At 72.6% G+C, this 18,870-nt stretch carries 14 protein-coding genes; 4 read left to right on the top strand and 10 right to left on the bottom strand.

The features are described 5' to 3' along the window. The first annotated feature begins 20 nt into the window (after window positions 1–20). On the top strand, window positions 21–1,007 hold the full coding sequence (locus AQI95_RS03965) for a LysR family transcriptional regulator (protein ID WP_067117390.1): 987 nt from the start codon (window positions 21–23) through the stop codon (window positions 1,005–1,007). Beyond that, window positions 1,004–1,939, top strand: coding sequence for a serine hydrolase (locus AQI95_RS03960; protein WP_067117388.1), 936 nt, complete (start codon window positions 1,004–1,006; stop codon window positions 1,937–1,939). The genes AQI95_RS03965 and AQI95_RS03960 overlap by 4 nt, the downstream gene beginning before the upstream one ends. 127 nt (window positions 1,940–2,066) lie before the next feature. Here AQI95_RS03960 and AQI95_RS03955 read toward each other — a convergent pair whose 3' ends face one another. Both AQI95_RS03955 and AQI95_RS03950 read right to left on the bottom strand, forming a co-directional pair. Then, complete coding sequence (locus AQI95_RS03955) at window positions 2,067–2,720, bottom strand: response regulator (RefSeq protein WP_067117385.1); 654 nt, start codon at window positions 2,718–2,720, stop codon at window positions 2,067–2,069. Next, the gene (locus tag AQI95_RS03950) at window positions 2,717–3,862 is read right to left on the bottom strand and encodes a sensor histidine kinase (protein ID WP_067118663.1); all 1,146 of its coding nucleotides are present in this window, start codon (window positions 3,860–3,862) and stop codon (window positions 2,717–2,719) included. The genes AQI95_RS03955 and AQI95_RS03950 overlap by 4 nt, the downstream gene beginning before the upstream one ends. Window positions 3,863–4,127: 265 nt before the next feature. On the opposite strand from AQI95_RS03950, the gene AQI95_RS03945 reads away from it, so the two are divergent. Continuing rightward, the gene (locus AQI95_RS03945) at window positions 4,128–4,694 is read left to right on the top strand and encodes a GlcG/HbpS family heme-binding protein (protein WP_067117382.1); all 567 of its coding nucleotides are present in this window, start codon (window positions 4,128–4,130) and stop codon (window positions 4,692–4,694) included. A 115-nt stretch (window positions 4,695–4,809) separates the two neighbouring features. Here AQI95_RS03945 and katG read toward each other — a convergent pair whose 3' ends face one another. The 3 genes from katG to AQI95_RS03930 all read right to left on the bottom strand — a co-directional run bounded on the left by katG (window position 4,810) and on the right by AQI95_RS03930 (window position 9,093). Then, a complete protein-coding gene (gene katG, locus AQI95_RS03940; protein WP_067117378.1) occupies window positions 4,810–7,020 on the bottom strand; it encodes a catalase/peroxidase HPI in 2,211 nt (736 codons plus the stop codon). A gap of 33 nt (window positions 7,021–7,053) precedes the next feature. Next, window positions 7,054–7,491, bottom strand: coding sequence for a Fur family transcriptional regulator (locus AQI95_RS03935; protein ID WP_067117375.1), 438 nt, complete (start codon window positions 7,489–7,491; stop codon window positions 7,054–7,056). A gap of 441 nt (window positions 7,492–7,932) precedes the next feature. Continuing rightward, window positions 7,933–9,093, bottom strand: coding sequence for an abortive phage infection protein (locus AQI95_RS03930; RefSeq protein WP_067117374.1), 1,161 nt, complete (start codon window positions 9,091–9,093; stop codon window positions 7,933–7,935). Between the two features lie 591 nt (window positions 9,094–9,684). On the opposite strand from AQI95_RS03930, the gene AQI95_RS03925 reads away from it, so the two are divergent. Continuing rightward, window positions 9,685–10,704 carry an acyltransferase family protein gene (locus AQI95_RS03925; RefSeq protein ID WP_244188615.1) on the top strand — a complete coding sequence of 340 codons (1,020 nt, stop codon included), beginning with the start codon at window positions 9,685–9,687 and terminating at the stop codon, window positions 10,702–10,704. A gap of 235 nt (window positions 10,705–10,939) precedes the next feature. Here AQI95_RS03925 and AQI95_RS03920 read toward each other — a convergent pair whose 3' ends face one another. The 5 genes from AQI95_RS03920 to AQI95_RS03900 form a co-directional block, all read right to left on the bottom strand. Next, a complete protein-coding gene (locus tag AQI95_RS03920) occupies window positions 10,940–13,111 on the bottom strand; it encodes a discoidin domain-containing protein (RefSeq protein ID WP_067117369.1) in 2,172 nt (723 codons plus the stop codon). A gap of 145 nt (window positions 13,112–13,256) precedes the next feature. Then, complete coding sequence (locus AQI95_RS03915; RefSeq protein WP_067117366.1) at window positions 13,257–14,612, bottom strand: FAD-binding protein; 1,356 nt, start codon at window positions 14,610–14,612, stop codon at window positions 13,257–13,259. A gap of 44 nt (window positions 14,613–14,656) precedes the next feature. Beyond that, window positions 14,657–15,472: an inositol monophosphatase family protein gene (locus AQI95_RS03910; RefSeq protein WP_067117363.1), complete on the bottom strand. Its 816-nt coding sequence runs from the start codon at window positions 15,470–15,472 to the stop codon at window positions 14,657–14,659. 68 nt (window positions 15,473–15,540) lie between these two features. After that, window positions 15,541–17,319, bottom strand: a complete 1,779-nt coding sequence (locus AQI95_RS03905) for an RICIN domain-containing protein (protein WP_244188614.1) — start codon at window positions 17,317–17,319, stop codon at window positions 15,541–15,543. Window positions 17,320–17,497: 178 nt separating this feature from the next. Next, window positions 17,498–18,679, bottom strand: coding sequence for an FAD-dependent oxidoreductase (locus tag AQI95_RS03900; protein ID WP_067117360.1), 1,182 nt, complete (start codon window positions 18,677–18,679; stop codon window positions 17,498–17,500). Between the last annotated feature and the right edge of the window lie 191 nt (window positions 18,680–18,870).

The raw sequence follows: 18,870 nt of genomic DNA, 5'->3' as shown, positions 1-18,870 counted from the left end.
CCTATTGATATGAGTGCTGGATGGATCTCCTGGCGCACCTAGAGGCGTATGTCGCGACGGCCGACGAAACGAGCTTCTCCCGGGCGGCGGACCGGCTCGGCATCGCGCAGCCGCTGCTCAGCCGCCGCGTCAAGACCCTGGAGGAGCACTTCGGCGGACTGCTGTTCGACCGTTCACGGCGGCAGATCACGACCACGGAACTGGGGGTGCTGCTGCTGGCGTACGCGCGGGACGTGCTGGACCGGGCCCAGCGGCTGCGGCAGGTCGCGGGGGCGGCCGGGCGGTCGCGCGTGCGGGCCGTCGGGGTGCCGGCGCACTGCGCCCCGGCGGCGCTGGGGCGCGCGATCCGTGCCGCCGGCGAGCGCGGCGTCACCCTCGGCATGCGTGAACTGCCGCCCCGGGAAAGGGATTCCGGGCTGGCCGACGGATCGCTCGCCTACGCGCTGGTGCGGGTACCCGCGGAGCGGGGCGCCCACCGGGTACCGCTCGGCCTGGCGTCCCCGCCGGAGACGGAGGACGGACAGTGTGCCCCGGCGTACGCCGGCGCGCGGCGCGCGGTCCAGTTGGAGGACCTGCGGCCCCGCCGCGGTCGCGGCGCCGAACCCGGTGCCCCGCTGCCGGTGCTGACCCTGCCAGAGGACCAGATACCCGCGCACGAGGAACGGCTGGAGCGTGCCGCGGCCCGAGCCGGTCTGCCCCCGGGCCGGTTCCGGCCGGCAGGGTCCGCGGCCACCGCGCTGGCCGAGACACTGGCCGGGCGCGCGCTGCTGCTGTGCGCCGAGCCGTTCGCCCGGCAGCACGGGGCACGGTGGGCGCCGCTGGGCGACCGGTCGCTGCACCGGGGGTACGACGTGCGCGCCGCCCCGGACCGGGCCGGTGCGGCGGCTGCGCCCGACTGGCTGGTCCCGCTGCTCGCCTCGGCGGTGGGCGCCGCCCGCGGGCCGAAGGGGCCGCCCTCCGGGCCCCGTACCGAGGACGCGACGGCGCGACTGGCGGCACGCGGATGAGCGCGGCAGGGGTGCGCCGTCCGGTGTACGTCGGGGACGACGGCGCCCTGAGGGACGTCGCCGAGGCGATCGCCACGGACTGGGCGGCCCTCGGGGTGCGCGGCTCCTTCCTCGCCCGGAATCTCGACACGGGCGAGCAACTCGGCTTCGATATCGAGGAGTTGATCCCGCTCGCCTCCGTGGTCAAGGTGCCGCTCGCCCTCGTCGTACTGGACCGGATCGCGGCCGGGGACCTCGACCCGGCGACCCCGGTGCCCGTCGACCCGGCGCGAAGCAGCGTCGGTCACACCGGGCTCGCGGCGTTCCGGTACCCGGCCATCGTGGCCGTCGGCGATCTGCTGCTGATGATGCTGTCGGTGAGCGACAACGCCGCGGCGGACACCGTGCTCGGCCTGGTGCCGGTGGCGGACGTGGACGAGCGGCTGCGCGCCTGGGGGTGCGGGGACATCCGGGTGCGGCACCGGATGAACCACATGTACGAGTGCGCCGCCGGTGCCGCCGGCAACGACTTCTCGCTCGCGCTGGAACTGGCCCTCCGGGACGAGCGGGCGGACCGGCACACCATCGAGACCCTGGACCCCGCCCACGCCAACGTCGGCTCGGCCGCGGCGCTCGTGGAACTGCTGCGGCGGGTGTGGTGCGACGAGATCTCCGCCCCCTCGGCCACGGCGGAACTGCGCCGGCTGATGAGCCTGCAGGTCTTCACACAGCGGCTGGCGAGCGAACTGCGCGCGGACACGCTGCGGTGGAGCGGCAAGACGGGCACGTTTCTGCATCTGCGGCACGAGATCGGCGTGGTCGAGGCGGAGTCCGGGGACCGGGTGGCGATGGCGGCGTTGACCCGTGCGGACCGCTGCGCGGGGCTTGCGCCGGATGTCGAGCTTGCGATCGGGGTGGCCGGGCGGGAGGCGTTCGAGGCGTTGCGGGGGTGAGGGAGCGGGTGCGGGGGTGAGGGAGCGGGTGCGGGGGTGCGGCGGCGGGTGCGGGGGTGTCGTAGCTGGTCACGGCGTTCCCCGCGCCCCTTCGGGGTGTTGCCGCCGACGGTGTCGGGACGTTCCGTCAGGGCAGTAGGCGCTGCTCCTTCGCCACTGCCACCGCGCCGGCTCGGGTGTCCACGCCGAGTTTGTCGTAGATGCGGCGCAGGTGGGTCTTGACCGTGGCCTCGCTGATGTAGAGGGCACGGGCGATGGCGTGGTTGGGCAGGCCCTGGGCGAGCTGGGCGAGGATGTCGCGTTCGCGTGGGGTGAGGGCGGGGCGCGGGTTGCGGAGGCGGGACATGACGCGGTCGGCGACGGGTGGTGAGAGCGCCGGGCGGCCCTGGGCGGCGGCGTGGATGGCGGTGAAGAGGTCCTCTGCGCGCTCCGCCTTCAGTAGATAGCCGGTGGCACCGGCCTCCACGGCGCGGGTGACGTCGGCGTCGGTGTCGTAGGTGGTCAGCACCAGCACGTGCGGGGCCGGGTGGAGGGAGCGCAGCCGCCGGGTGGTCTCCACGCCGTCGATCCCGGCACCCAGTTGGAGATCCATCAGGACGACGTCCGGGGCGGTCTTGCGGGCCAGCGCGAGGGCCTCCTCGCCGCCGCCGGCCTCGCCGACGACCTCGATGTCGGGGGCGCTGTGCAGCAGGGCGAGCAGGCCGGCGCGTACGACGGCGTGGTCGTCGCAGACGAGGATGCGGACCGGTGTACGGCCGGGCGGCTCGGGCGGGTGGGTCATCGCGGCTCCAGGGGGATCGCCGCCGACAGGGCGGTGCCCTCGCCCGGTGCCGACTCTACGGTGAGGGTGCCGCCCAGCTGCCGCAGGCGGGCGCGGATGGCGGGCAGGCCGTGGCCGCGCGACTCGCTCGTGGTGGATTTCGGGGCGGCCCGTGCGGTGTGCGGGTCGAAGCCGCGGCCGTCGTCCGTGACGTCCAGGACGATCTGGTCGTCCAGACAGGTCAGGGTGAGGGTGGCGATCGTGGCGGCCGCGTGTTCACGGACATTGGCGAGGGCGCCCTGTGCGATGCGCAGCAGGGCCGCCTCCACGGGCGCGGGCAGCGGGTCGGGCGGGGTGCCCTCGCAGTGGACGCGGACGGTGAGCGTGGGTGTCGTCTCGCGCTCGGCGACGGCGCGCAGGGCCTGGAGCAGACCACCGCCCTCCGCCAGATCGGCCGGGGCCAGATCGTGCACGAAGCGGCGGGCCTCGGCGAGGCTGCGCTCGGCGATGGCGGCCGCGGTGCGGACGTGGTCCCGGGCGGTTCCGGGAGCCGTGTCCCACAGGCGGTCCGCGGCCTGCAGCAGCATGCGCTGGCTGGACAGGCCCTGGGCGAGGGTGTCGTGGATCTCCCGGGCGAGCCGTTCGCGTTCGGCGAGGGTGCCCTCGCGGCGCTCGGTGGCGGCGAGGTCGCGGCGGGTGCGCACCAGATCGTCGATCAGCGCGTCCCGGCGGGCCGCCTGGCGCTGCATGACGACGAACACGGTGGCGGCGACGGCGGCGACGGCCGGCGGTGCGAGCAGGACATTGGGGTCGGGCCAGCCGGCGAGGCTGAGCTGGGCGGCCACGGCGAGGGCCGTCAGCAGCGCGACGAGCGGGATCGCGGCGCGCGGCGGGAGGGTGCGCAGGCCGGTGTAGAACAGCGGGACCGCGCACCAGGCGAAGCTCGGGGCCAGCACGACGAGCAGCGCCCAGGTGGCGACGACGAGTCCGAGCCAGGTCAGCCGGCGCGGGCCGGGCCGGGCGCCGACCGCGGGACCGAGGACATAGAGCACGGCCAGCAGTGCGGACAGAGCGATGATCCAGGGCGTGTGCGGTCCGTCGGCGTGCCGGGCCAGATAGCGGGCGAGGGAAGCCGCGAGCAGCACGAAGAACGCGGTGTGCATGACGACGGTGAGGGCGCGGGCGTCGTCGCGTTCCGGTGCGCGGGCGTCGTCGCGTTCGGGTACGGGCACCGCTGACACCTCCTTGGCCGCCGCGCTGAGCTGGGCAAACACCCTCCATTGTTCCCTGGGCCGGAGCATGCGAGGTCATCCGTTCGGATGACCCCCAGGACAACCGGTCCGGCGACGGGGTGCGGGCGGATCAGGGCCCAGGATCGATGACGGAAGCGATTCCGACCCGACATACCCGCACAGGAAGGCCCCCGTCATGTCCAGCCGCAAGAAGCCCTCCCGCCGTACCCGAGTCCTCGTGGGCGGTGCCGCCCTGGCCGTCGTCGGCGCGGGTGTCGTCGGTACGGTCGCCGCCAACGCCGCCGACTCCACCGGCGGCGCGTCCGCGGCCGCCCCCGTGGCGGCCCGGAGCGGCGACCTCACCCAGAGCACGCATCTCACCCTGGCCGCCGCCACGAAGGCGGCGCAGGCCGCCGTGGACGCCGCCGCGAAGGACGGCAGGCAGGTCTCCGTGGCCGTCGTCGACCGGGGCGGCAACGCCCTGGTGACGCTGCGCGGGGACGGGGCGGGCCCGCAGTCGTACGAGTCCGCGGAGCGCAAGGCGTTCACGGCCGTGTCCTGGAACGCGCCCACCTCGGAGCTGGCCAAGCGGCTGGAGCAGGCGCCGACCCTGAGGGACATCCCGGGCACGCTGTTCCTGGCGGGCGGCGCGCCGGTGACCGCCAAGGGCGCCCCTGTCGCGGGCATCGGTGTCGCGGGTGCCCCGTCCGGCGATCTGGACGAGCGGTACGCGCAGGCCGGTGCGGCGGTCCTCGGCCGCTGACGAGGCGCTCGGGGCCGCTGCCGAAACGAGGACGTCCGGGTCCGCCCTGCTGGGCGGGCCCGGACGTCCTGTTCAGCGGACCGGCCGGGGCCGGTCACGCTCGGCGCGAAGGCGGTCAGACGAGGTCGTACCGGTCCGCGTTCATGACCTTGGTCCACGCGGCGACGAAGTCCTTCACGAACTTCTCCTTCGCGTCGTCGCTGGCGTACACCTCGGCGACGGCCCGCAGCTCGGAGTTCGAGCCGAAGACCAGGTCGGCCCGGGTGCCGGTCCACTTGACGGCGCCGGAGGCGTCGCGGCCCTCGAACTCGTCCTGCGCGGAGGAGGTCGACTTCCACTCGGTGTCCAGGTCGAGCAGGTTGACGAAGAAGTCGTTCGTCAGCGTGCCCGGCCTGTCGGTGAGGACGCCGTGCTTGGAGCCGTTGTGGTTGGCGCCGAGGACGCGCAGACCACCGACGAGGGCGGTCATCTCGGGCGCGCTCAGCCGGAGCAGGTTCGCCTTGTCGACCAGCAGGAACTCGGCCGGCAGGCGGTTGCCCTTGCCGATGTAGTTGCGGAAGCCGTCGGCGGCCGGCTCGAGCGCGGCGAACGACTCGACGTCCGTCTGCTCCTGCGAGGCGTCGACACGGCCCGGCGTGAACGGCACCTCGACCGCGACGCCGCCGTCCTCGGCCGCCTTCTCGACGGCCGCGGAGCCCGCGAGCACGATCAGGTCGGCCAGCGAGACCTGCTTGCCGCCCTTGGCGTTGAAGGACTCCCGGACGCCCTCCAGGACGCGCAGCACGTGGGCCAGCTCGTCCGGGTTGTTGACCTCCCAGTTCCGCTGCGGCTCCAGGCGGATGCGGCCGCCGTTGGCGCCACCGCGCTTGTCGCTGCCGCGGAAGGAGGAGGCGGCGGCCCAGGCGGCCGAGACCAGCTGGGAGACCGTGAGGTCCGAGCCGAGGATCTCCTGCTTGAGGGAGGCGACGTCCGCGGCGCCGATCGGCTCACCGGTGCGCTGCGGCAGCGGGTCCTGCCACAGCAGCTCCTCGCTCGCGACCTCCGGGCCGAGGTAGCGGACGACCGGGCCCATGTCACGGTGCGTCAGCTTGTACCAGGCGCGGGCGAAGGCGTCCGCGAACTCCTCGGGGTTCTCGTAGAAGCGGCGCGAGATCGGCTCGTAGACCGGGTCGAAGCGCAGCGACAGGTCGGTGGTGAGCATCGTCGGGCGCTGCTTCTTCGACGAGTCGAACGCGTTCGGAACGATCTCCGGGGCGTCCTTGGCCACCCACTGGTTGGCCCCGGCCGGGCTCTGGGTCAGCTCGTAGTCGTACTCGAAGAGGTTCTTGAAGAAATTGTTGCTCCAGCTCGTCGGCGTCTCGGTCCAGGTGACCTCGAGGCCGCTGGTGATGGCGTCCTTGCCGACGCCGGTGCCGTAGCTGCTCTTCCAGCCGAGGCCCATCTGGTCCAGCGGGGCGGCCTCGGGGTCGGCGCCGACGTTGTCCGCCGGGCCGGCGCCGTGGGTCTTGCCGAAGGTGTGACCACCGGCGATGAGGGCGACGGTCTCCTCGTCGTTCATCGCCATACGGCGGAAGGTCTCACGGATGTCGCGGGCCGCGGCGATCGGGTCCGGGTTGCCGTTCGGGCCCTCCGGGTTGACGTAGATCAGACCCATCTGGACCGCGGCGAGCGGGTTCTCCAGCTCGCGGTCACCGGTGTAGCGCTTGTCGTCCAGCCAGATGGTCTCGGGACCCCAGTAGACGTCCTCGTCGGGCTCCCACTCGTCGACGCGGCCGCCGGCGAAGCCGAAGGTCTTGAAGCCCATCGTCTCCAGCGCCACGTTGCCCGTGAGGATCATCAGGTCGGCCCAGGAAATGGACTTGCCGTACTTCTTCTTCACCGGCCACAGCAGACGGCGGGCTTTGTCCAGGCTCGCGTTGTCCGGCCAGCTGTTGATCGGTGCGAAGCGCTGCTGGCCACCGCCGGCACCGCCGCGGCCGTCGCTGATGCGGTAGGTACCGGCGCTGTGCCAGGCCATACGGATCATGAGCGGGCCGTAGTTGCCGAAGTCGGCGGGCCACCAGTCCTGCGAGGTGGTGAGCACCTCGGCGATGTCACGCTTCACCGCGGCGAGGTCCAGGTTGCTGAAGGCCTCGCGGTAGTCGAAGTCCTCGCCGAGCGGGTTGGCCACGGCCGGGTTCTTGGCAAGGATCTTCAGGTTGAGCCGCTCCGGCCACCACTGGCGGTTGCCACCGCCCTGGGTCGGGTGCGCGGCGCGGCCATGGGCGACGGGGCAGCCGCCCTCAGCCTTCGCGTCTGCGACGTTCGCGTCGTTGTTCTCAGTCATGGCATTCCTTCCGAACTGTGCGGAACTCGGTGCTCAGGAACTGCGGCCGGTGGAACATTCGGGGCACACACCCCAGTAGACGACCTCGGCCTCCTCGATGGCGAAGCCGCGGTCGTCGGAGGCGGTGAGGCAGGGCGCGTCGCCCACGGCGCAGTCGACGTCGGCGACGGCGCCGCACGACCGGCACACGATGTGGTGGTGGTTGTCCCCCACACGCCCCTCGTACCGGGCCGGGTGACCGGCCGGCTCGATACGGCGGACCAGACCCGCCGCAGTGAGCGCGTGAAGGGCCTCGTAGACGGCTTGCAGGGAGATGTGGCCTACGCGGTGGCGCACCCCGGAGGCGATCGCCTCGACGCCGAGGTGGTCGCCCGCCCGGACGGTCTCCAGCAGCGCGACGCGGGCTGCCGTCACGCGCAGGCCGACACCGCGGAGCTCCTCGGCGGTGGTCGGGGTCGGGGAGGCGGTCATGAGGCCGAACCTACCCTCATAAACACGAGGGATTCAAGAAAACGAACGATGCAATTTGAGTCGCGCGGCGTCACCCGCCGTCCACCTCCGCCTGCACCCCGGCGCCCACTCCCTCACCCGTCCGAACATTTGCATTCACATTTGCCTTCGCATGCATCACCCAGGCGCACGCTCCCGCCGCCGCGTCTCCGTGCCGGACGTGGCGAACGTGGCGAACGTGGCGGACACAGGCACGGGAGGCGGGAAGGTCGGACAGGGGACGGGCCAGAGGGTCGGTCGAGAGGCGGGTCGCGGGGTGGAGCGAGGGGTGCAGCGTGGGGCGGGGCGGGGACATGCCCGCATCATCCGGCCCCGGATCGGCGACGGCGGCGCGGCAAGCCGGACGGTCCTCCGAAGGGATGAGCCGGAGCGACCGCACCCCGGCGGCTGCGGCTGCGCGGGTCAGGGGGCGTGGTGGCGGCCGGTTCGCGCGGAACGGTAGCGGTGGGCCAGGGCGTGGAAGGCTTCCTTCGGTTCCCAGTGCCAGCCGGAGGCGGGGTCGTCCGGGCGGTCCTTGACGGCCTTGGTGATGCCGTAGCTCGCCATGTCGAGGTCGTGGCGCGGGTCGCCCGGTCGGTGCGGGGCGTCGGGGGTCACGAACTCGAAGGCCATCGCCGCGTACAGGTTCAGCGAGGAGAAGGCGTCGAGGAGTTGCATCAGGTACGCCGCCTGGGTGCGCTCGCTGCGCACCAGGTCGCCCTTGATCTCCGGGGGCTTCTTGTCGTAGTCGACGATGTCCCAGCCCATGCCGGCGGTCTTGGGCGCCCCGACGTACGCGCAGGTGCCGAACTCGGTGACGGCCAGCGGCTTCCCCCACCGGAGAAAGCGGTTCAGCTCCTTCACGTAGTCGGCCCTGCGGGGGAAGTACGAGTAGTAGTCGATGCCCACGATGTCGAAGAGGCGCCAGTCGACCTTGTCGTCCTGGGCGGCGGCGTAGCTCAGCCGACCGTGGAAGACCGACCGGCCGACCGCGGCCGCCTTCGCCGTGAAGCGGTCCAGCCGGCGTTGCATGGCCACGGGGTCGACCTTGCCGTCGAGCAGGTTCCGGATGCGTTCGAAGACGGTGTCGCCGGGGACGATCCCGGGCACGAACAGCCAGAACTCGCAGCCCACGCTGAGGTCGACGGCGGCACCGTGCCGACGCAGCCCCTCCGCGAACCGGCCGGTCTCGGCGAGGTGTTCCAGGATGTCCCGCTCGGGGGCGTCGCCGAGGGTCGGCTGGAGCCAGACCCGCAGCCCCCGCTCGGCCGCCTCGGCCGCGGTGGCCGTGAGCCGTTCGACGCCGTCACCCGTGACGTCGACGGTGTCGGCGTGCAGCTCGTCGCGGACGGCCCGGATGTCCTTGCGCATCCGGGCGGCGCTGAAGGCCGTACCCGGAGTCTCCCCCTCGCCCACGGTGTACACGACCCCGTGATGGCGCAGCGCGCCGTGTGCGGCGGGGGCCCGCCCCGGGCCGCCCTGCGCGGCGCGGGCCGGGCCCGACGGCAGCACGGCCGCGGCGAGCCCCGCGGACGCCATGCCGGCCAGGAACTGTGCGCGTTTGATCCCCTCGGTCCTCTGCATACGGCCACCCTGCCGGGCCCGACCGCGCGGGCGCCGTCGGCCGACGGTCTGCGGCGGGGGTCCGAAGGATGGAGATCCGGCGCCGAAAGTCGCGAGCACCGCCGCCGGCGCACCGGGCGCAAGGGGGGGAACAACTCGGCCTCGAACACGCCGGGTTGTTCTCGCGTGGAACCTTCACGCAGCTGTCACCGTCCTCACCGGCGACACAGCTGCGGCACGTGCACCGCTCGGACCCCCTCAACCCCGAGGGTTCGTCCGGGAGGTCGTGTGCCTCGCCCCGGACGGGCCGATCAAGGCGGTGCGTGGGGCGTCACTCGTCCGGGTGCACCCGGACCTGCCGTCCGTGGCATCCGGAAAGGTCTGTCGTTCGGCAGCAGTGTGATGTTTGCCATGTGACGTAATTGACCGGGCTCGAACGGGCAACATACCCCTTCATGCCCCATGCCAACCCTCTGCGCAGGTGATTCGATGACCACGGCGACGACCCGGGCGCTCCGGACGACGCCGCCCGCCCGTACAGGCGATACGAGCGCCAGGGATTCCCCGGCCGCCCTCATGCCCTCGCTCCCGTCTCTGACGGGACTGCGGTGGATGGCGGCACTGCTGGTGTTCGGACTGCACGTGAACAACTTCGGCTACTTCGGAGGCACCGGTGGCCGCCTCGTCAACTGGGGATTCAGTGCCGGTGCCACCGGAGTGTCGTTCTTCTTCGTGCTGTCCGGCTTCGTACTGACCTGGTCGGCCCGCCCCCACGACCGTGCACTCGCCTTCTGGAGACGGCGGATCGCCCGTGTCTACCCGGTGCATCTGGTCACTCTGGCCCTCGCCCTGGTGATGGCGTACACGCTGGCGCACCAGCCGAGGCCGACGCCGAAGCAGGCGCTGTCCAACGTGCTGTTGCTGCATTCCTGGTGGCGCCCCTGGTGGCAGACGCTGAACCCGGTCAGCTGGTCACTCGCCTGCGAGGCGTTCTTCTACGCCTCCTTCCCGTTGCTGATCCTGCTGCTGCGCCGGCTCGGCACACGCGGTTCGGCGGCCGTGGGCGGCCTGTCGGTGGTGGCGGTGACGGTGCTGGCCTGGGCGAACGCCCACCACTGGTGGACGTATGAGCTGTACTCGTTCCCCGCGGCCCGGCTGCCCGAGTTCGTCCTCGGAGCGGTCACCGCGCGGCTGGTGCTGCTCGGCCGGTGGCGCGGGCCCGGCCTGGAGGCGTCGCTGGCCCTGGCGATCATCGGCTATTTCCTCGTCCCGCAGGTCGCCCCCGGTTACTCCTCGACCGTGTGCACCATCGCCGGGTTCGCGCTGCTCATCCCGGCTGCGGCCGTCGCTGACGTCCAGGGGCTGCCCTCGCTGTGGCGGCGCCGGCGGCTGGTGCGGCTCGGCGAGCTGTCGTTCGCCTTCTACATGATCCATCTGCTGGTGCTGCGCTCCGCCACCCAACTGCTCGGGACGAAGCCGCACTTCGGGCTGCTGGCGGGGGTGGCCGTCACCACGACGGCGTTCGCGGTGTCGCTCGGGCTGTCCTGGATCCTGTACGAGGCGGTGGAGCGTCCGGCGAGACGTCTGCTGCTGCGCCGGCGCCGCCGCCCGGGTCCCGCCCGGACGCCCTGACCGGCGGACGGATAGTGCCCTCGGCTGCTCGGCGGAAGGCCTCGTACCGGCGCGTCCTGAGCCTGTGAGGGCCCGCCGGCCGCCTCCGAGGGGAGCGGGCCCCGCTCCCCTCCCCCGTCCTCCCAGACACCCGGCGGGCACTTCGAGGGCGGATGTCCTCCGGACGGCCCTGTTCCGCCGCCCCGGGCAGCCGGCGCGCACAACCCCGTCCGGCGGCTGACCGGGGCGGCACGGGTCACGGGAAGGACGTCACCTTGGACGGTACGGTGCTCGTTCCCGAGGTGGGGGCGCCGGTGCTGTCGACGACGTGGGCGTACTGGCCGTTGCCGCCGAGGGAGATCACCAGCAGGTCGTGCATCGTGACGCCGCCGGTCCGCGGGACCTGGAAGCCGTGGGCCTGGACGATGCCGGGATCGGCGGTGTAGTTGCAGTAGCTGCCGAGCCCCCAGGCCTCGTGCGTGGTGACGGAGTCGGCGACCTTGTAGGCCGCGTAGCCGACGATGCCGTCGTGGGTGACGGCGGCGGCGTTCGGGGCGTCGTACGCCTTCTCGTTCTGGAAGAAGATCGTCCGGCCGCGTTCCCCGTTCCAGGAGACGTCGTACTTGTTGAAGTGTTCGACGAACAGGCCGGTGGCGAGTACGTCGTCGCCGTTGACGGTGAGGCCGTAGTCGGCGCGGTTGGTGTCCCAGCCGACGCCGCTGCCGTGGTCGGCGCGCCAGATCCAGGTGTGGTCGACGATGGCGTCGTCGCTGTCGACCACCACGGAGTTGGTGGCGAGGCCGGGTCCGGCGCCGCCGATGCGGATGAACACGTCCTGCATGGTGGTGGGGTCGGCGGAGTGGTCGGCGTGGGTGCCCGGGGTGCCGATGCGCAGCAGCGTGTCGGAGTTCACCGGTCCGGCGTCGATGAGGAATCCGGCGAGCCGTACGCCGTCCACGTCGGCCACGTGCATCGCGTCGACGCCGTTGTCCGGGACCAGTGTGGCGAGGCCGAGTCCGAGGACGACGGTGTCGGGGCGGGTGACCTCGATCGTCCGGTCGAGGTGGTAGATGCCGGGCGTGAAGAGGAGGTTGAGGCCCTGGGCGAGGGCCGCGTCGATGGTGGCGGCGGTGGCTCCCGGCTTGACGACGTAGAACCGGTCGAGCGGGATCGATGTGCCCGGGGTGTTCGGCCAGGAGACGCCCCGGGCGTCCGTGCGCTTGCCGGGGACGAAGACCTTGTAGTCGTTGCCGTCCAGGTAGAGGAACGGCTTCTCGCGTGAGACGGGTGTGGTGTCCAGCGTGGTGTACGGGCCGCTGTCGAAGTTCGTCGCGGGAGCGCCCTGGACGCCGGAGAAGGTCATGTTCCACACGCCGTTGGTCCAGCCGCCGACCGAGCTGTCGCGGGTGTACCACTGCTGCTGGGAGTACGGGCCGACCGTGCCGTCGATCTTCGAGTCGGCGACATAGCCGCCGGACGCCCAGCCGTAGCCGGTCGGGGCGAGGTCGAGGCCGCCTTCGACGTGGATGCGGCGGAAGGGGACGGCTTGGGCCACGGCCCAGCGGTCGGTCCCGGCGGAGGGCTTGATGGCGAGGTTCTCCGCCGAGCGCCAGAAGTTCTGTGTGGCGTTGCCGTTGAACCAGCCGGCGTCGACCGTGACATCGCCGTCGATCCGGGTGTCGTCGGGGTTGAGGCCGAGTCCGGAGACGGAGGTGTAGAAGCCGATCTGGGCGTTGATGCCGTCGTAGGTGCCCGGCTTCAGCAGGAACTGGTAGCGGCCGGTGCCGAACTGGGCCGATTCCTGCTGCTTGAAGACGTCGTCGAACTTCTGCTGGAGGTTCGGGGTGGAGGGGTCGACGACGATGACGTTCGGGCCGAGGTCGCCGCCGCCCTGGACCGGCCCGGTCGTTCCGGTGGCCGTGGTGTGCACGGCCATCTCCCACAGGGAGTAGCCGTAGCCGGTGCCGCGCGCGGTGCCGTACATCCGGACGTAGCGGCCGGAGCCGCTGACGTCGTACGACGTCGTGCCGCCCGTCGCGCCGGTGACGGTCTTGAGGGTGGTCCAGTTCTGCCCGTCGGTGGAGGCCTGCAGCTGGAAGTCCTTGCCGTAGGCGGCCTCCCAGTTCAGGTCGATCCCGCACAGGTCCTCGACCGTGCCGAGGTCGACCTGGAGCCACTGCGGGTCGGCGAACCGGCTGGACCAGCGGGTGGCGGCGTCGCCGTCGAAGGCGGCGGAGGCCGTGGTCCCGGCGTTCTCGGTGGAGGAGGCCGTGGCGGGCCTGCCCTGGGCGGCGTTCGCGGTGTCGCAGGTCTGGGCCGCGGCCGCGGCCGGAGGGTGGGCGAGGGGCAGGGTGATCAGCGCCGCCACGGCGGCCAGCGCGACACCCAGGCATCTCGGTCCCGTACGGCTTCTGTTCCGGGTTCTCATGGGCGGCTCCCAACGGGAAGAGGGGTCGAACGGGCCGACCCGACGGCTTAGTTCAGGTGTTGATTTAAGTGGTGAGGCAAACGGGCGGCAAGCCTTCGGGAGTCAGAACCTTCAGAACCGCGGGGCTTGGAGCACCGTCGGCCCCTCAGAACCGCATGCCGTGTCCCCGGGCCAGGACGAGATGGGGGTCGTGGCGCCGTTTGGCGTCGGCGAGGGCCGGCCAGCGATCCCCGTAGTGGTCGCGCCAGTCGGCGTCCGACAGGGGCAGGGCGTTGACGGGGTAGGCGACGGCGCCCTGGGTTCGGGCGAGTTCGTAGGCGGCGCGGTTGGCGGCCACCATCGCGGCGGCGGTCCCGGGGCTGTCCGGCGGCGCCGTGCGCAACAGGGCGAGAAGGTACAGGACTTGACCGGACGGGCGGCGGAAGAAGGGGGCGCGCAGTCGGTCGGAGAGCAGCGGGTACAGCAGGACGAGGCCGGTCTCGCGCAGGTCGGCGAAGGCCGGATCGGCGAGTACGGCACGGACCACGGACTCGGCGCTGCCGTCAGGGAGCAGCAGGTTGAGCCAAGGATGCGGACACAGCCACTCCCCCGTCGTCGTCAGGACCTCCTCGTCCGTGTCCACACGGTGGGCGAACTCGCCGTATGCGAGGTCCTCCGTCTCCAGGGCGGCGGGGTCGTGCGCGAGTCCGTCGAGCAGGGTGCCGTCGTCGGGCGGGCCGAGCCCGGTGTGCGGGGCCACGGCCTCGATCATGTACTGCCAGCCGTGCTCGCCGACCGGGCGGGCCTGGCCCTCCAGATGGGTGAACCGCTGCTCGTGTGCGAGCCGCCGCTGGTCGGCGAGATAGCGGGTGAGGTCCGCGTAGTACAGGCAGTAGCGGCGGACCCGGTCCGGGGCGGGCACCAGGCGCAGGGTGGCGGCCACGATGACGGCGCACTGGCCGAGGCCCGCGAGCACGGCGTGGAACAGCTCGGGCTCTCGGCCGGGCGAGCAGAAGTGGTGCTCCCCGGATCCGGTCACCACCTCCAGTTCCAGGACCTGGTCCGCGAGCAGGCCGTGCCGGTGGCCGGCGCCGCCGAGCCCGCCCGCCGACAAGGTGCCGCCGACGCCCGCGCCGAGGTAGTCGGTGAGGACCGGCGGGGTTCGCCCGTGCGCCAGGGTGGCGGCCAGTACGTCCCGCCACAACGCGCCCGCCTGCACGGTCACCTGAGTGTCCGTCACGGGGCCGATCCGGTCCAGCGCCCGCAGGTCCAGCACGATCCCGCCGCCCGCCTGGCCCTGGCCGTACATCGAGTGGCCGCCGCCGCGCGCGCTCACCGGGATGCCCCGGGGGCCGGCGAACTCCAGCAGGTCCCCGATCTCGGCGGCGGAGTGCGGACGCAGCACGCCGAGCGGCTCGGCCCGTACGAGGTGCCCGAAGTCCTGTGCGGCCTCGCCGAGGCTCTCGGGGCGGATGTCCAGGGCCGGGCCGAAGCGGGCCGCGAGGTCGTGGGCCGTCGTCATGCCGGCATCACATCAGACGGGCGCGCGGTGCGTCGAGATCGCCTTCAACGCGTCTGCGCCTCCTGCTTCTTGACGAGGTCCAGGAGTGCGGCGTGCGTGTCCGCGTCGGCCGCCGCGACGAGCCCGTCCGCGCCGGTGAGCACGGGCTCGCCGTGCAGGCCGGTGACCGTGCAGCCGGCCGCGCGGCACAGGGCGACACCGGCCGCGAAGTGCACGCTGTCGCGCAGGTCGCCGTCGGTGACATAGGCGGCCCGGCGGCCGGCGGCGACCCAGGCGACCGCCAGGGTGCTGGAGATCACCCGGGGCCGGAACCGCGCACCGAAGCCCGGGTCGGCGAGGAGCCGGGCCGGGTGGAATCCGGGTGCGTGGAGGAAGGGCGGATCGAGGTTGACGTCGACCAGAGCGGACCCGGCGGAGGGCGTCAGCCGCTCGTCGGCGCCGTGTCCGCGGACCCAGGCCGTGTCGCCGTCGGTCCAGAACACCTCGTCGCCGAACGGGTCGGCGGTCGCGGCGGCCGTGACCTCGGACCCTTGGCGCAGGGCGACGTTCACGCCGACGAGCATGGTCCGCACGGCGTAGTTGAGGGTCCCGCACAGCGGGTCGACGAGCCAGCGGCGGTGGGCGTCGGCGGCGCCGGAGCGTCCGCTCTCCTCGCCGGTCACGGCATCCTCGGGGCGGGCGGCGCGCAGCACGTCCAGGATGGCCCGCTCGGCGGCGAGGTCCGCCTCGGTCGCGAAGTCGCCGGCGGACTTCTCGTGGCGTTCGAGGCGGCTGCCGTAGAGGTCGCGGACCACGGCGGCGCCCGCCTGGGCCGCGTCCACGGCCAGGCGGGCGTCGGATTCCCCGTTGATGATCGTCATGTGCGCAGAGTAGTCGGACGTCCTTGCCGTCCAGGAGGGTTGAGCGCTCCGAAGAGTCAGGGGGGCGCTCAGGTCGCGGTGAGCGACAGGGTCTGTTCGGCGGCGGTGCGTCCGGCGCCGACGGAACTCCCGCTGCTGTCCGTCCAGTCGCGCACGGGCGTGGTCTCGGCGAGCCGGCCCGACCTGCCGGAGAGCCCGAGGACGAGACCGCTGTAGCGGTTGACCAGACGGTAGCCGCCCCCGGTGGCGTCGGCGATCACGAACCACTGCTGTCCGACCGACGGCCCGCCGGCCCGGGGCGCGGTGACGGTGGGCTTGGCGCCCCAGGCGCGTCCGGCGCCGGAGGAGGAGTCGACACCGAGCAGCCGGCCGTTCGCCGCGCCCGCGATGGTGAAGGCGCCGTCGCCGGTCGGGGTGAAGACCCAGGTGTCGCGGCCGTGTCCGGCGGGCCGCGTCAGCGAGGTGGTGGCGCTGCCGCCGGCCGACTGGGCGAGTATCCGGCCCGCGCCGCTCGCGATGCGGTAGGCGCGGCCCGTGTCCATGGGGGCTGCGGCGGGCGTGGTGGAGTCGACGGTGAGGTCGACGTACTCGCCGGAGGCGTCGTGCGAGCAGCCGAAGGCGCAGTAGGACCGGAAGGACTTGCCGACGACGGTGGAGCTGGTGCGGTTGGCGCTGTCGAGGAACCAGCGGTACCAGGAGGCGTTGGTGTAGCTGCCGGTGTCCCCGATGAGGTGCCACTTCTGGGTGGTCAGGTCGTCGGTGGCGTAGAGGTACTGCGGTGATTTCCCGCTCTGGTCGACGGCCTGCGGTTCGCCGATGTACAGCCCGAGATAGGCGTCGTAGGCGATGTTCATGACGAACAGCGGCGAGGTCGGGGGCATCGTGCCGGCCGCGATCTGCTGGGCCGCGGTGCCGGTGTTGGCCGGGTCGTACTCGGCGGAGGCGGGGGTGTGGCCGGTGGGGTGGTCGGCGTCGACGGGGACGATGTTGCTCTCCTTGCCGCCGGTGCCGGGCTGGGACCAGGCGCCGTCGTACCACTTCTGCCAGGAGCCCGGGGCCATCTTGGCCGAGATCGGGGCGCGGGCCACATGCTCGTAGAACGCCTTCCAGCCACCGCTCTTGTCGATGATCCGGGAGCCGTAGTAGACGTAGAAGTAGCCGGAGGCGGTGTCGACGAAGAGGCGCTGGTCGCCGTCGCCGTAGGAGTACGTCTGGTTCGGGAAGGCCGTCGTGTCCCCGCGCTTCGTGCTGTACGGCGAGGTGATCGCATGGTCCCTGACGGTCCAGGTGCGGCCGCGGTCGGTGGAGACGGCGTAGTCGATGGCGTCGTAGTGCAGTCCGTCGCCGAAGGGCTGCGGCGTGAACTCGTTGTGGACCAGCCCGTACCAGTCGCCGGTGTCGGGGTCGACCCACACCCCGGACAGGTCGCAGTAGTTCTTCTGGGCGTAGCCGGAGCCGCTCGGGGCGTAGGTGGCCTCCCGGCCGGTGGGGCTGTTGTTGCAGCGCCAGGTGGTGTCGTCGTTGCGGTCGGCGGAGTTGGCGGGATTCACCGCCTTGCTCAGGGCGGTGTCGAAGCGCGCGGAGTCGAAGTCCTTGCCGGTGTAGAAGTCCCAGGTGCGCGGGTCCGCGGCACCGTACAGGGCGGCGGACTGCTGGTAGTGGAAGGTGCCGTCCCGGTCCAGGTAGGGGCTGGCGGGGGTGTCCGTGGGGTGCGTGAAGGGTACCGGGGTCCCCACGGTCACGGTGTAGGTGGCGTCGGCGGACGGGGCGGCCGACGCCGGGGACGCGATGCCGCCGCCCAGGACCAGGGCGGCGGTCGCGGCCAGGGCGCCGCCTGCTCTGCTCAAGAGTCGCAACTGTGCTCCTTGTTGCCGAAGGGCCGGTTGCACGGAACGATCCGGCTCCGGCGCTTTCCCCGGCAATGGACTCCAGTGCTCCGCCTCTTGCACTTTCGCGCACGGTCCCGGCATGCTCCGGCGCCGTCTGCGTACTCCCGCCCGAGCGTGTCCGCCCGGTGTGCGCCGCTCAGGCCTCCTCGGGCGGGGCGGCGGACAGCCTGCTGTCCCAGACCAGTTGGCGGATCAGTGCCTCGTCCGGAGCCGCGGGCCGGGTCGCGATCGGCCCCGGGCGGGAGGGGTTCCGGCCGCCTCGGGAGATACCGCCGCTGACGGTGATGTTGTGCTCCACCCGTGGACGGCGGTGCCGTTCGTAGGCGGTGAACGCCGCCGGTGCGTCCGGCAGGTCCCGCAGTGCCTTGGCGAGGACGACGGCGTCCTCCAGCGCCATCGAGGCGCCCTGGCCGGTGGCCGGTGAGGCCGCGTGGGCCGCGTCGCCGATCAGCAGGACGCGCCCCTTCTGCCACAACGCGCCGAGCGGCATCTCGGTGGCGTTGGTGACCATGACGGGGTCCTGGGAGGCCGCGACGATGTCCGCGGCGGGGGTGGCGTCCTTGCGCAGCAGCGGCAGCAACTCCTCGCGCCAGGGGGCCCGGTGCGCGGACCGGCCCGCGGGCAGCGGTTCCGTGCCCACGCGGGCGAACCAGTACGTCTGCCCGTCCGGCGACACCGCGTAGCCGAACGCGCTCTCGCTGCCCCGGACCATGGTGATGACACCGGTGCCGTCCGCGACGGGTGCGGTGCCGCAGTAGCCGTAGAAGACCCGCTGGCCCGCGTACGTGGGCCGGACACCGGGAGTGAGGATCCGGCGCACGGTGGAGTTCAGCCCGTCGGCGCCCACGACGAGGTCCGCGTGGGTCGCGCTGCCGTCGGCGAAGGCGGCGGTGACGCCGTGCGGGCCGTCCGTGAGCGCGACCAGACGGGTGCCGTGCCGCAGGCGGATGCCGCGCCGGACCGCCTCGCCCTGCAGGGCCGCGTTCAGGTCGCCGCGCCGCAGACAGCGGTAGCGCAGCGCGGGGTCGGCCACCTCCCCGAGCGGTGCGTGCGTCAGCTCGGTGCCCTCGTGGTCGAGCAGCCGCAGCGAAGTCAGCGGAAATCCCACGGCCGTGACGGCGTCCGAGGCGTCCAGCTCGGCCAGGGCGCGCATCCCGTTGCTCGCGAGGGTCAGGAACGCCCCGATGTCCTCGGCCGTGTCCGGTTGTGCCTCGCACACGGTGACGTCGAACCCGGCCTTGTGGAGTCCGAGCGCCGTCGCGGTGCCCGCGATGCCGCCGCCGATGACCAGTACCCTCGTCGATTGCGTCGTGCTCAAGTGCCGCTCCTCGCGCCGACAGTGGTGGTGACCATCTAAGGGCATCCAAGGGCGGGGAGCGGGCTTCCGGACGGCCGGGGGCCCGGATCCGGACAGCGGGTGGCCGGCGGGTCCGTGCGGCACGCCGGGCCGTGCCGTGCGCGGAGGCAACGCGCACATGACGGGTTTTTGGCGGCGTAATGGGTAGTCCC

Source organism: Streptomyces yokosukanensis, from assembly GCF_001514035.1.
Classification (GTDB): Bacteria; Actinomycetota; Actinomycetes; order Streptomycetales; family Streptomycetaceae; genus Streptomyces; species Streptomyces yokosukanensis.
The sequence above is the reverse complement of the archived record's forward strand: the minus strand, read 5'-3'. Positions and strand labels throughout refer to the sequence as shown.